Origin of the sequence: uncultured Desulfovibrio sp. (genome assembly GCF_902477725.1) — a bacterium.
In the GTDB taxonomy this organism is placed as follows: domain Bacteria; phylum Desulfobacterota; class Desulfovibrionia; order Desulfovibrionales; family Desulfovibrionaceae; genus Desulfovibrio.
The window spans coordinates 76775-89180 of record NZ_CABSIF010000011.1 but is presented as its reverse complement, the minus strand read 5'-3'; the positions used below and the strand labels follow the sequence as shown (position 1 = coordinate 89180).

Genomic DNA, 12406 nt, shown 5'->3' with positions numbered 1-12406 from the left:
CTCAGGTTCGTATACCGCGCGGCATTCAGCGGGGAGCAGCGGCCGATGCCACTGAAGCAGTGCGTCCGTTGGGCAGCAGGCCTTCCAGCGCCAGATTGACTTCAAGCACGTTGACCCGCGCCTCGCCCAGCAGCCCCAGGGTGCGGCCCTGCGTATACATGGCGATGGTGCGGCGCACTTCCGCAGCCGTAAAACCTGTGGCGCGGGCCAGCCGCTCCACCTGAAATTCTGCTGCGGCTGGCGAAATATGTGGATCAAGCCCGCTGCCTGATTCCGTGAGCATATCCACAGGAATGGGCTGGTCGGATTTTTCCGGATGCGCCAGCCGGATGCGTGCCGCGCGCTCCTGCAACGTTGTAGCGTATGCGGCTGTGGCAGGGCTTTTGTTGCTTGGACCGGCGTAGAGCAGGGGCTTGCCGTTGTCGGTATAGGTGTCGGTATCTGCACTCACGGGGCGACCCCACAGGTGGTTGTCTGCTGTAAAGGGCTGGCCCAGCAAAGAGCTGTAGTGCCTGCCCTTGGCTGTAATGATACTGCCTTCAGCCTGAAAGGGAAACAGCGCCTTGCCCGCAAGGGTGAGCGCGCCGGTATAGGCGCAGGTGAGGGCCGTCATGATGCACAGAAAAACCAGAGAGCGGCGCAGCAATGTTGTGATGGACATGATGTTTCTCCTCAGGCCAGCCCAAGGCCGACCAGGCAGAGGTCAATAAGTTTGATGGCGGCAAAGGGAGCCGCGAGCCCGCCGAGGCCGTAAATAAAGAGGTTGCGGCGCAACAGCAGCTCTGAACTTTCCTCCCTGTAGGGCACGCCGCGCAGGGCCAGCGGAATGAGGGCCACAATGATGAGGGCATTGTATATGGTGGCCGCCAGTATGGCGCTTTGCGGGCTGTGCAGACCCATGATGTTGAGTGCGGCAAGGCCGGGGTACAGCCCCATGAACAGGGCCGGGATGATGGCAAAGTACTTTGCCGCATCGTTGGCGAGAGAAAAGGTTGTGAGGCTGCCGCGCGTCATGAGCAGCTGCTTGCCGATGCGTACGATATCCAGCAACTTGGTGGGCGAGGAATCCAGATCAACCATGTTGCCCGCTTCCTTGGCGGCCTGCGTGCCCGTGTTCATGGCAACCGCCACGTCCGCCTGCGCCAGAGCCGGGGCGTCATTGGTGCCGTCGCCCGTCATGGCAACCAGATGTCCCTTGGCCTGATATTCCCTGATCAGGTTCAGCTTGGTCTCCGGCGTGGCCTCAGCCAGAAAGTCATCCACCCCGGCCTCGGCGGCAATGGCGGCGGCAGTGAGCGGATTGTCGCCCGTGATCATGACGGTCTTGATGCCCATGCGGCGCAGCTCGCCGAATTTTTCACGCACGCCGTCCTTGATGACATCCTTGAGGTGGATCACGCCAAGCACTGCGGCATCGCGGGCAACCACAAGGGGCGTGCCGCCCTGGCGGGCAATGCTCTGCACCACTTCATCGCACTGCGGGCTCAAACGCCCGCCAAGCTGCTCCGCAAAAGCGCGCACGGCGTCTGCCGCGCCTTTACGTATGGACGAACCCAGCGCATCAATCCCGCTCATGCGTGTGTGTGCGGAAAAGGGAACAAAGACTGTATTCGTTTCAGGATGCGCTGCTCCGTCCTGCGGGAACAGGCTGTTTGCCAGTTGCACAATGCTGCGGCCCTCGGGGGTTTCATCCGCAAGCGAGGCAAGGCGAGCGGCCTCCGCCAGCTCCGGTTCGGTGTGTCCGTCCACAGGTATAAAGCTGACGGCCAGCCGGTTGCCAAGGGTTATGGTGCCTGTCTTGTCGAGCAGGAGCACGTCAACATCGCCAGCAGCTTCAATGGCGCGTCCACTCATGGCAAGCACGTTGGCCTGATTGAGGCGGCTCATGCCCGCAATACCTATGGATGAAAGCAGCGCGCCGATGGTGGTCGGGGCCAGGCAGACAAAAAGCGCCACCAGCGAGGTAACATCCGCCGGATTTGCCGCATGGTTCTGATCTGCCGCAAAGCGGGCAAAGCACCACAGTGTGCCCGTGACCAGCAGAAAGATGACCGTAAGCGCCACCAGCAGGATGTTCAGGGCGATCTCATTGGGGGTTTTCTGGCGGGCGGCCCCTTCGACCATGGCGATCATTTTGTCCAGAAAGCTGCGGCCAACCTCGCTGGTAACGCGCAACACCAGCCAGTCGGAAAGCACTGTGGTGCCGCCGGTGACGGCGCTGCGGTCGCCGCCGCTCTCGCGTATGACAGGGGCGGATTCGCCTGTGATGGCGCTTTCGTCCACAGAGGCGGCCCCTTCTACCACGTCGCCGTCGGCGGGGATCATCTCGCCTGCCAGCACAAGCACGTAGTCGCCGGGTTTCAGCTCAGTGGATGAAGTTATGACAAAGGCTTCGTGCTGCGCAGGATCCGGCAGCTTACGGGCGTCAACGCTCTTGCGCGATTTGCGCAAGCTGTCGGCCTGGGCCTTGCCCCGGCCTTCGGCAATGGCTTCCGCAAAGTTGGCAAAGAGCACCGTGAACCAGAGTATGGCGGCAATGGCACAGGCAAAGACGCTTTGGTTTGCAACGGCGGGCATCAATCCCCACGCCCCTGCCAGCGCAAGGCCAGTGGTCATGATGGCGGAAAGATATACGGTGAACATGACAAAATTGCGCGCCTGAATATGCGGGGCCAGCTTGATGAACGAGTCGCCAAGGGCCCGGCGGAGCATCCGGCTGTTGCGCGGGGCATGTGCAGTTTTGGCTGACATGGCTGTATCCTTTATTATTGAGCGCTAATTAGCGCGTCATTTGCAGGTGTTCGGCCACGGGGCCGAGAGCCAGAGCGGGGAAGAAGCTCAATGCGCCCACCAGCAGCACCACAAATATGAGCAGAAAAACAAACATGCCGTTGCTGGTGGAGAGCGTGCCGGAGCTTGCGGCCACGGTCTTTTTGGCCGCCATGCTCTCTGCGGCGGCAAGAATGGCTGCCACGGGCACAAAGCGCCCGGCAAGCATAAGCGCGCTCAGCAGTACATTCAGAAAAGGCGTGTTGGCATTCAGCCCGGCAAAGGCAGAACCGTTGTTGGCCCCGGCAGAGGTGGCGGCATAGAGCAGCTCGCTGAAGCCGTGGGGCAGGGCATTGTTCAGGCTTTCCACAACTTGCGGAACAAGGCACATCAGACCAGCCCCGATCAGGATGACGACTGGCGTGGTCAGGCAGACCACCACGGCCATCTTCATTTCAAAGGGTTCCACTTTTTTGCCCAGATATTCTGGGGTGCGGCCCACCATCAGGCCAGCCATGAAAACGGTCAGCAGCACAAAGGCCAGCATGCCGTACAGGCCGCTGCCAACACCACCAAAGACCACTTCGCCCAACTGCATGAGCACCATGGGAACCATCCCGCCCAACGGCGTGAGGCTGTCGTGCATGGCGTTGACCGAGCCGTTGGAAGCGGCAGTTGTGGCGGCGGCCCAGATGGCACTATTTGTTATGCCGAAGCGCGCTTCCTTGCCTTCCATGTTGCCTCCGGCCTGAGCCAGCAGGCCGCTGCGGGGGGCAAGATCAACCTGCTCGCTCTGGGCCAGTTGCGGAGTGGCGCTCTGTTCGGCCCAGGCGGTGAAGCCAATGGCGCCGGTTAGCAGCAGGGTCATGGTGATGAATATGGCTACGCCCTGGCGCATGTCCTTGATCTGCCTGCCAAAGGTGAAGCACAGCCCTGCGGGAATGAGCAGCAGGGCCAGCATTTCCAGCATATTTGCGAGGGGGGTGGGGTTCTCGTGCGGGTGGGCGGAATTGACGCCGTTGTAGCCGCCACCGTTGGTGCCAAGCTGCTTGGGCGCAACCTGTGAGGCCTGCGGCCCCATGGGAACCATCTGCTCCGTAACGGTGGTCCCGTTTTCGGTTGTAAGCGGTTCAAGCAGGGCAACAGTTTTGTAAGGGGAAAAATTCTGCGGCACACCCTGCCAGATGAGCAGCAGCGAAAGCGCAAGGGAGAGCGGCACAAGAATGTACAAGGTTGCGCGGGTGGCGTCTGCCCAGAAGTTGCCAAGGCCTGAAACGGCTGGCGTGGGGGAAGTATCTGGCCCGCCGGATGTTTCTGTTTTTCGCGCGCGCAGCCCCCGAATCAAGGCGAACAACACCGCAATGCCCACAGCGGCGGAAACAAAGTTCTGCACTGTAAGCCCTGCCATCTGGGCCAGATAGCCCATGGCGCTTTCGCCCGAATAGGCCTGCCAGTTGGTATTGGTGACAAAGCTCACCGCCGTGTTCAGCGCCAGATCCCAGCTTGTACCCGCTATGCCCTGCGGATTCAGGGGTAGGCTGCCCTGCGCCATAAGCAGCAGCATAAGTGCCGCAATGCTCACGGCACTGAAAGCAAGCACGCAGCCGAGGTAACGCTTCCAGCCCATCTGTTCTGCCGGGTTGATGCCCATGACGCGGTACAGGCCGCGCTCGCATGGGCCCAGCATTTTTTGCAGCCAGAACGGCTCTCCGTCCATGACCTTGCCCATGTAGATGCCCAGCGGCCATGCCAGCAGGGCGAGCAGTATGATGTACAGCAGGCATTGCCCGATCATGTTTTCCATAACGTCCTCCTGTGGGGCTTGAACCTTGCCCACGGGAACACGGTATGAAAAAGCACATAAAATGGGTGTTAAACTTGGGGTGGGAGTATAAAATTTGTATTAAGGTTGATGTGGTTTCCGCGTCAGCCACGCTTGACATTGTTCAATTGGTGTTGAATGATTGTCCAATGGAAACAAAAAAAGCTACTCAGGTGTTTGAAGCCCTTACGTCCGAGGCGCGCCTTTGCATTTTTCGCCTGCTGGTCAAGCATGCTCCTGACGGGCTGGTGGCGGGGGAACTTTCCCGCCTGGCGGATATCCCCAAGACCAACCTTTCCTTTCATCTGAAAACTCTTGTTCACAGCGGGCTGGCCAGCGTGGAGCGGGAGGGGCGCAACACGCGCTACCGGGCCAACATCCCCCTGATGCTTGAAACCATTGGCTATCTCACTGCCGAATGCTGCTCTGGCCATCCAGAGCAGTGCAGGGTGTATCGACGTGAGAGTTGCGTGGATGCGACTTTTCTGCCCACCTGCTGCGGGGGCAAAACCTCTGACCCGGAGAGCGGCCATGAGTGATGCTGAAAAAACTGCACACAAGGAACAGGTGCGCGAAACAGTGCGCGCCGGATACGCGGCTATTGCCAGTGGCCAGAGCGCCTGCTGCTGCGGCGGCTCGTGCAATACCCATGACCCTGCACGGCTGGCGCAGGCCATAGGCTACTCGGCTGAAGACCTCGCCAAGCTGCCGAAAGGGGCAAACATGGGGCTTTCGTGCGGCAATCCTGTGGCCATAGCAGCCTTGCGGGAAGGCCAGACCGTGCTTGACCTTGGCAGCGGCGGCGGCTTTGACGTTTTTCAGGCTGGTGAAAGGGTAAAGGCGGGCGGACGTGTCATCGGTGTAGACATGACGCCGGAAATGATCGCCAAGGCCCGCAAAAATACTGATTTTTATCAGCAGCGCACGGGGTTTGCCAATGTGGAGTTCCGCCTTGGCGAAATCGAACATCTGCCCGTGCCGGATGCTTGCGTTGATGTGGTTCTTTCCAATTGCGTCATCAACCTTTCACCAGACAAGGCGCAGGTGTGGCGCGAAGTTTTTCGCGTATTGAAGCCCGGCGGCAAGGTGTCTGTTTCAGATCTTGCGCTGCTGAAGATGCTGCCGGATACAGTTCGGGAAATGGCGGCAGCGCTGGTGGGGTGCGTGGCCGGTGCCGTGTTGGTGAGCGAAACCAGAGGTATGCTTGAAGAAGCGGGCTTTTCCTCCATAGAACTCACGGCAAAGCCCGACTACGTGCGGAACATGCAGAACTGGAACGACCCGCTGTACAGGCAGATTGCCGAGGCCCTGCCCAAGGGCGAGGACATGGCGGATTATATCGTCAGCCTCTCCATTGAAGCCAGAAAGTAGAGGTAGGTATGAACATCCTTTTTTTGTGCACGGGCAATTCCTGCCGCTCAATCATTGCCGAGGCGCTTTTCCGCTCCATGGCCCCAGCGGGGGTAACAGCCCAGAGCGCGGGCAGCAAGCCTGCGGGCTATGTGCACCCCCGTGCTCTTGAGGCGCTGGCCAAGGCCGGAGTTTCAACCGCGGGCCTTGCAAGCAAGTCATGGGATGATCTGCCGGAAAAACCCTCGGTGGTCATAACCCTGTGCGCCGACGCGGCGGGTGAAGCCTGCCCCGTGTACTTCGGCACAGTAATACGCAGTCACTGGGGCATGCCCGATCCAGCCAAGGTGCAGGGCGATGAAGCCACCCTCAGGGCCGCCTTTGACGAAACGCTGTCGGTGCTGCGCAGGCGTATCACGGCTCTGGTGCATGCGCTTGCCGCACAGCCGGGCATGGACGCCAACGCTCTGAAAAACATTCTTGACGGCATTGCCGCGCACTAAGGGGCGCAAATTATGAGTCAGTCAACATTGCAGCGGCTTTCATTCCTTGACAGATTCCTGACCCTGTGGATTTTTCTCGCCATGTTCGCGGGCGTGGGGCTTGGCTGGGCTGCGCCGGGTGTAAAGAACGTCATCAACTTTTTTCAGGTTGGCACCACCAACATTCCCATTGCCATCGGCCTTATCCTGATGATGTATCCGCCGCTGGCGAAAGTGAAATACGAGCAGCTTGGTCAGGTGTTTCGCAATAAAAAGGTCTTGCTGCTTTCGCTGGTGCAAAACTGGGTGATCGGCCCGGTTCTTATGTTTTTGCTGGCGATAGCCTTTCTTTCCGGCAACAACAGCTACATGGTGGGGCTCATACTGATCGGCCTTGCGCGGTGCATTGCCATGGTCATTGTGTGGAACGACCTTGCCGGGGGCGACAGGGAATATTGCGCGGGGCTTGTGGCCTTTAACGCCATATTTCAGGTCTTGTTTTTCTCTGTTTACGCCTATGTGTTCATCACTGTGTTGCCCGGTTGGCTCGGCCTTTCGGGGGCGGTTGTGGATGTGAGCATGGGGCAGATTGCCGAAAGCGTATTCATCTACCTTGGCATCCCCTTTATCGGCGGCATTGTGTCCCGTTTCTATGGACTCAAGGTCAAGGGGCTGGACTGGTACGAGAATGTTTTTATTCCGCGTATCAGCCCCTGGACGTTGCGGGCGCTGCTGTTCACCATTGTTGTGATGTTCTCCCTCAAGGGCGAGTACATTGTGCAGCTGCCCATGGATGTGGTGAAGGTTGCCATCCCCCTGCTCGTTTACTTTCTCATCATGTTTTTGTTGTCGTTCTACCTTTCGTGGCGGGCAGGGGCGAACTACGAGCAGTCGGCAACGTTGTCGTTTACCGCTGCGTCCAACAACTTTGAGCTTGCCATTGCCGTAGCCATTGCCGTGTTCGGTCTCAATTCCGGCGAGGCCTTTGTGGCGGTTATCGGCCCATTGGTGGAAGTTCCGGTGCTGATCGCCCTTGTGAATGTGGCACTGTATATTCGCCGCAGGTATTTTGTCGGGCGGGAAACGGCCTGACCAGCCTTGCCCGGGAATTTCTGCTGATCTGGCTGGTCGAAGCCAAGCCTGTAAGTAAAGTAGGCCGCCTAAAAGGCGGCCTACTTCGTTCAATGCGTATTGCTAATCATCGCTTGATGCGTTCAGGCAGGTTGAAAATAATGGTCAGACCATTGGGGAGAGGTTCTGGCGGCGGGAGCCGAACGCCGCTCCTCTGGGTTCGCACTATGGCGTTCTGGGCGGAGTTGTCAAAATACTTGTTTCCAGAGCTTTTTATAAGCTTGTATGCTACAATTTCTCCGTCTGGCGAGACATTCACATCTATTGTGCAAGCCATGGGTTCATCCTTTGGTGATGAAAATGCCCAATACTGGCGCACAGTCTCCATAAAGCTGTGTATATAATTTTCCATTGGCGACATTTTTCTAGTTATTGCAATAGAAGATTCCTCTCTTTGCGTATATTCAAGATGTTGATTTGAATTTTTTGTGCAGGAACATATGAGCAGTAGAGTTAAGACAATAAAGAATGAAAGCTTGTTGTTATGTGCACGCATTTGAATTTTTCCATAAACCAGGGTTACAAAGAGATTACTCGGTAAAGAACACGCACATTTTTCTTTATCAACTTACGCCAGTCTCTTCTTTTTCGATAGTCCCCAGCGATGTCCAAGCTTGTTGGGGGATTCATGCATCTTCCTAATTTTTCAGCAAAATAGTCACTGCCGCAGGGCGCAGGAGATACGCGTATGTGCGCTAATAAAATACTTAGCTAGTAGGTATTAAATGATATATGTCCATTTTTATTGACATAAATAGTGCAGTTGAAAATTAGCTGTGGTAGTAAGCAAATAATACCATCTTACTAAGGTATCGGCGCGCAATGATTGTGCCTGGTCGTAGTAGGGAAACCTTTTTATGGCGCACTGCTATATACTTAATTTGGGGTTAATTGCATGAAAAAATTGCTTATTCTTGGTGCTGGCGCTGGCGGAACCATGATAGCCACGAAAATGAGAAAGCTCTTGAGTGAAAGAGAGTGGGAAATAACGCTGATTGACCGGGATCCCGTCCATCACTATCAGCCCGGCTGGCTCCTGATTCCGTTCGGAGTTGATACGCCGCAGGGTTGCGTTCGTCCCAAAAAGGATTTTATCAGCCGCGGAGTTAACTTCGTGATTGATACGATCACCGCTGTTGATCCTATCCAGCGCAAGGTTGAATGCAAAAACAGCACGCACACCTATGACTGGATTGTTGTTGCCTCTGGCGCAAGGATCGCTCCTGATGAAGTGCCCGGCCTTCTGGACGACTGGGGCGGCAAGATCCACAACTTCTACACCCATGACGGCGCTGCGGCGCTTGGCAACAAGCTGAAGCACTTCAAGAAGGGTCGTCTTGTTCTCCATATTTGCGAAACCCCCATCAAGTGCCCGGTTGCGCCTCTGGAATTTGTGTACATGGCCGACTGGTATCTGCAAAAAATGGGCGTGCGCAAAGATGTGGAAATTGAGCTTGTCACGCCGCTTACGGGTGCTTTTACCAAGCCTGTGGCAAACAACATTCTTGGCGCGCTGTGCGAGCAGAAGGGCATCAAGGTCACCACAAACTGGACTGTGGACAGCGTGGAAGCCGACCGCGCCGTGATCGCTTCCGTCACGGGCGATGAAATCCCCTACGACCTGCTGGTGAGCATTCCCCCGAACCTTGGGCAGGAATTCCTTATCGAATCTGAAGTCTCCGACGTGACCGGCTTTATTGATACGGACAAGGAACTGCTGAAGTCCAAGAAGTTCGAGAACATGTACATCATCGGCGACGCAACAAACGTCCCCGCGTCAAAAGCCGGGTCTGTGGCCCACTTTGAAGCGGACGTGATCGCCCAGAACCTGATGGCCGACATTGAAGGCACCGACAACTATTACAGGTTTGACGGCCATACCAACTGCTTTATCGTCACAGGCTTTGAAAAAGCCTCGCTCATCGACTTCAGCTACGCTGTGGAACCCCTGCCGGGCATGTTCCCGCTGCCTGGCGTTGGCCCCTTTGAGCTGCTGGGCGAAAGCCACATCAACTATTGGGGTAAGCTCATGTTCAAGTGGGTGTATTACAACCTCATGCTGAAAGGTCATGAGCTCCCGTTTGAACCCAATATGTATCTTGCAGGGAAAGATACCTCCTTGCTGAGAAGCAAGTAGACCGGAGGGATCATATGACACCTGAAGATAAAATTCTTGAGCGGCTGGAAGCCATTGAAGGAAGGCTCAGCGACCTTCAAGCGAGCAAGGAAAGCAGCAGCATGCTGCTGAGCGAGCTGACACCCATTGGGAACCATGCCTTTCGCCTTATTGTTGAAGAGATGGAGACCCTCAACGGCAGGGTTACGCTTGACGACATCCTGGATCTGGGCCGAAAGGGTTTGCTGACTGTTCCCAGGCTTACGTGGCTGCTCGACCAGCTCGAGAACGCCACCGACCTGTGGAAGATTCTGCACCCTGCGTTTGCGCCGACTTTTCCGCACATCATTGAAAAGATGGGCGAGTGGGAAAAGGATGGCGTGTTTGAAAAGATGTCTGCATTCAAAAACGCCGGAGGTAACCTGCTTGGCTCCATGAGCCCGGAAGACATTGCCAAAACAGGCGAAGGCCTGGCCTTTTTGATCAGCCAGTTGCAGCGCCTTGCCGACCCCGACCTGCAAGCCAAGATCACGAACCTGATCGGCATGCTGGGCGAGATCGACACGGCCAACGTGAAGCCCACGGGCGTCTTTGGCCTTATTGGGGCGCTTGGCAGCGCGGAAGGCAAACAGACTCTGGGACTGCTTGCCGAACTGATAAAAGTAGCAGGAAAGTTCACGGGCCAGAACGCGTCCAAATAACCGGATTATGTTTGAAGTAGGCTGTCCATGTGGAAATTATTGCCTGAATCCTCTTTTAGCCTGTAACGTGTCTCAGAGAAGATAACAGGAAGCCGTTTCCTATCATTCCAGCCTTTTCGGCAAGGGCGCAGTCCGCTACGAATACCGGACTGCGCCCTTTTGCCGTTAAAGCTTCCACTGTGCCCATTATTCTCGTGGTCTTCAGACCCGGCTTGCCGCAAGGTCAACAAACTCTGTTCCGCTTTCTTCTTGCGCACCGATGGCAGGAACATATGCTGTGGTGGCCTACCTTGCACGGGCAAACTTGATAGCGACAAACTTGCGGGGTATAGTACCACTGACGGGACGACCCGTCAGCATAGCCAGTTCACGAGGACGACCTCATAAAACGAGGAATTCTTATGAGCTGGCTTATTTTATTTTTTGCAGGTCTGCTTGAAACTGTATGGGCCGTAGGGCTGAAATATACTGAGGGATTTTCACGCCTGTGGCCCAGTGTCATAACCCTTGCGGCCATGGCCGCAAGTTTTTGGCTTTTATCCATCGCCATGAAAACCCTTCCACTGGGCACAGCGTACGCGGTCTGGACAGGCATAGGTACGGTAGGTGCGGTTTTTGTCGGCATTGTGCTGTTTGGAGAACCGATAGCCCTTTTGCGTCTGCTTAGTGTCGCACTGATTGTGGCAGGGATAGCCGGATTAAAGCTGTCTTCATGATGCTCAGGCATTATCCATTTTATCCACACGCATCGCAGCGGCTGTAGCTATCGCTTGCGGATTTGAAAGAGTCGCGGTTTGCCTAAATGCAAAGTCCGCCGAAGTTGTGCAGCTTTGGCGGACTGTTGCTTGAAGAGTACTTGGTGTGCCACCACTTGAAAGCCAAGTTATGCGCTAAGCGATCAGGGATTCATCAAGAGGCAGTATCGGATGTCAAAAAAGGCATAGCTGACAGCGGGTGGGCAACCTGCTATTATCGCCCCAAGAAAAATTATGCGTAATCATCTGACCCGCCAACAACTCGAAGGCCTGACCCTGTGCTGGGAACAGTGGGAGGCCGAGGCCGCAACACGCACGCAAAAAACCATGCGTGCGCGTCTGCACCTGATTTTTTTGCTGATGCGCTACGGCGGCTTGCGGCTGGGCGAAGTGCTGGCGCTGGAGCCTCGTTCCTCCATCGATACCGTTACTGGCATGCTGCGCGTTTCTGGCTCCAACGCTCGCGAAATCTTGCTGCCCATGAGCGCCATGCGCAACATCCGGCGCATTCTTGGTCTGCCGCAGGCGGCGGAGCCGGATTTTTTGCAGTTTGACCAGAGCTTTCTGCGCAAGAAATTTTACGCAGTGGGCAGCTTGATGGGCCTGTCTTCTGCCTGCGTGGGACCTCGCGCCATACGTTATTCGCGCGGGCTTGAACTGCTGGAACTGCATGTGCCCATGCCGCTGGTGCTCAAGTTTTTGGGGCAACAGGACGCTGACCAACTGCTGGCCTTTCTGAACTTTTCTGACGGCGAGGCGCGCAAACTGCTGACCACGCAGGCTCAAGGAAAAGACACCTCGGCAAGCGCCTGCCACGGCGGCGAGGCCGATGACGGAACCAATCTTTTTTGGGGCATTGTTACCCGCATATTTACCGGCATGCGCAAGGTGTATGTGGAGATAACCACTTTTTCTGATTTCAGGCTCGCGGCGGCCTGCACACCGGAAGAAGCCGCCCTGCATGAAGTGCACGAAAATCAGGTGCTGAGCGTGCGGGTAGACCCAGAGCGCATAGTTTTAAGCCCTGAAAAATCGTCCATGAGTCTTGCCAACTGCGTCAAGGGCGTGGTGGACAGTCTGCACTCTGATATGGTGGAAACCTTTGTCTGCGTTGGTTTGCCAGACGGCACAACCCTGCGGGCCACGGTAGACACCTGCACGCTGGACAACATGCATCTGCGTGACGGCAAAAAGGTGTATGCCCATTTTGCCTCCAGCGCCGTTCGGCTGGTGGCCGAGTAGCTTTTGTTTCTGATATCGGCTGCGGCCCGCATGGAGCC

General features: G+C 56.4%; 12 protein-coding genes. 8 read left to right on the top strand and 4 right to left on the bottom strand.

Features of this window, described 5'->3' with window-relative positions:
* Positions 1 to 25: 25 nt before the first annotated feature.
* From RDK48_RS11335 to kdpA, 3 genes are read right to left on the bottom strand one after another with little or no spacing between them, the layout of a single operon-like run.
* A complete protein-coding gene (locus RDK48_RS11335) occupies positions 26 to 661 on the bottom strand; it encodes a potassium-transporting ATPase subunit C (RefSeq protein ID WP_298995668.1) in 636 nt (211 codons plus the stop codon).
* 11 nt (positions 662 to 672) lie between these two features.
* Complete coding sequence (gene kdpB / locus RDK48_RS11330) at positions 673 to 2751, bottom strand: potassium-transporting ATPase subunit KdpB (protein WP_298995670.1); 2079 nt, start codon at positions 2749 to 2751, stop codon at positions 673 to 675.
* Between the two features lie 28 nt (positions 2752 to 2779).
* On the bottom strand, positions 2780 to 4573 hold the full coding sequence (kdpA, locus tag RDK48_RS11325) for a potassium-transporting ATPase subunit KdpA (protein ID WP_298995672.1): 1794 nt from the start codon (positions 4571 to 4573) through the stop codon (positions 2780 to 2782).
* A gap of 167 nt (positions 4574 to 4740) precedes the next feature.
* Here kdpA and RDK48_RS11320 point away from each other — a divergent pair, with 167 nt between their 5' ends.
* From RDK48_RS11320 to arsB, 4 genes are read left to right on the top strand one after another with little or no spacing between them, the layout of a single operon-like run.
* Positions 4741 to 5130 (top strand): helix-turn-helix transcriptional regulator, encoded by a 390-nt coding sequence (locus RDK48_RS11320; protein ID WP_298995674.1) that lies wholly within the window; start codon positions 4741 to 4743, stop codon positions 5128 to 5130.
* On the top strand, positions 5123 to 5962 hold the full coding sequence (gene arsM, locus RDK48_RS11315; RefSeq protein WP_298995676.1) for an arsenite methyltransferase: 840 nt from the start codon (positions 5123 to 5125) through the stop codon (positions 5960 to 5962). Before RDK48_RS11320 ends, arsM begins: the two co-directional genes overlap by 8 nt.
* 8 nt (positions 5963 to 5970) lie before the next feature.
* Positions 5971 to 6444, top strand: a complete 474-nt coding sequence (locus RDK48_RS11310) for an arsenate reductase ArsC (protein WP_298995678.1) — start codon at positions 5971 to 5973, stop codon at positions 6442 to 6444.
* Positions 6445 to 6456: 12 nt separating this feature from the next.
* On the top strand, positions 6457 to 7515 hold the full coding sequence (gene arsB / locus RDK48_RS11305) for an ACR3 family arsenite efflux transporter (RefSeq protein ID WP_298995680.1): 1059 nt from the start codon (positions 6457 to 6459) through the stop codon (positions 7513 to 7515).
* Positions 7516 to 7621: 106 nt separating this feature from the next.
* Here the strand turns inward: arsB and RDK48_RS11300 are convergent, their stop codons facing one another.
* Positions 7622 to 8050: an energy transducer TonB gene (locus tag RDK48_RS11300; RefSeq protein WP_298995682.1), complete on the bottom strand. Its 429-nt coding sequence runs from the start codon at positions 8048 to 8050 to the stop codon at positions 7622 to 7624.
* 399 nt (positions 8051 to 8449) lie between these two features.
* On the opposite strand from RDK48_RS11300, the gene RDK48_RS11295 reads away from it, so the two are divergent.
* From RDK48_RS11295 to RDK48_RS11280, 4 genes are all read left to right on the top strand, one after another.
* Positions 8450 to 9691 carry an NAD(P)/FAD-dependent oxidoreductase gene (locus RDK48_RS11295; RefSeq protein WP_027180675.1) on the top strand — a complete coding sequence of 414 codons (1242 nt, stop codon included), beginning with the start codon at positions 8450 to 8452 and terminating at the stop codon, positions 9689 to 9691.
* A 14-nt stretch (positions 9692 to 9705) separates the two neighbouring features.
* On the top strand, positions 9706 to 10371 hold the full coding sequence (locus RDK48_RS11290) for a DUF1641 domain-containing protein (protein ID WP_298995688.1): 666 nt from the start codon (positions 9706 to 9708) through the stop codon (positions 10369 to 10371).
* A gap of 401 nt (positions 10372 to 10772) precedes the next feature.
* Positions 10773 to 11087, top strand: a complete 315-nt coding sequence (gene sugE, locus RDK48_RS11285; protein WP_298995690.1) for a quaternary ammonium compound efflux SMR transporter SugE — start codon at positions 10773 to 10775, stop codon at positions 11085 to 11087.
* A gap of 273 nt (positions 11088 to 11360) precedes the next feature.
* Positions 11361 to 12368 carry a TOBE domain-containing protein gene (locus tag RDK48_RS11280; protein WP_298995692.1) on the top strand — a complete coding sequence of 336 codons (1008 nt, stop codon included), beginning with the start codon at positions 11361 to 11363 and terminating at the stop codon, positions 12366 to 12368.
* Positions 12369 to 12406 lie beyond the last annotated feature (38 nt).

Excerpts from the sequence above, each read along its gene's own strand:
- kdpA (WP_298995672.1), bottom strand. The coding sequence starts at position 4,573 with ATGGAAAACATGATCGGGCAATGCCTGCTGTACATCATACTGCTCGCC.
- RDK48_RS11280 (WP_298995692.1), top strand. The coding sequence starts at position 11,361 with ATGCGTAATCATCTGACCCGCCAACAACTCGAAGGCCTGACCCTGTGC.
- RDK48_RS11335 (WP_298995668.1), bottom strand. The coding sequence starts at position 661 with ATGTCCATCACAACATTGCTGCGCCGCTCTCTGGTTTTTCTGTGCATC.
- arsB (WP_298995680.1), top strand. The coding sequence starts at position 6,457 with ATGAGTCAGTCAACATTGCAGCGGCTTTCATTCCTTGACAGATTCCTG.
- RDK48_RS11290 (WP_298995688.1), top strand. The coding sequence starts at position 9,706 with ATGACACCTGAAGATAAAATTCTTGAGCGGCTGGAAGCCATTGAAGGA.
- kdpB (WP_298995670.1), bottom strand. The coding sequence starts at position 2,751 with ATGTCAGCCAAAACTGCACATGCCCCGCGCAACAGCCGGATGCTCCGC.
- sugE (WP_298995690.1), top strand. The coding sequence starts at position 10,773 with ATGAGCTGGCTTATTTTATTTTTTGCAGGTCTGCTTGAAACTGTATGG.
- RDK48_RS11320 (WP_298995674.1), top strand. The coding sequence starts at position 4,741 with ATGGAAACAAAAAAAGCTACTCAGGTGTTTGAAGCCCTTACGTCCGAG.
- RDK48_RS11295 (WP_027180675.1), top strand. The coding sequence starts at position 8,450 with ATGAAAAAATTGCTTATTCTTGGTGCTGGCGCTGGCGGAACCATGATA.
- arsM (WP_298995676.1), top strand. The coding sequence starts at position 5,123 with ATGAGTGATGCTGAAAAAACTGCACACAAGGAACAGGTGCGCGAAACA.
- RDK48_RS11300 (WP_298995682.1), bottom strand. The coding sequence starts at position 8,050 with ATGCGTGCACATAACAACAAGCTTTCATTCTTTATTGTCTTAACTCTA.
- RDK48_RS11310 (WP_298995678.1), top strand. The coding sequence starts at position 5,971 with ATGAACATCCTTTTTTTGTGCACGGGCAATTCCTGCCGCTCAATCATT.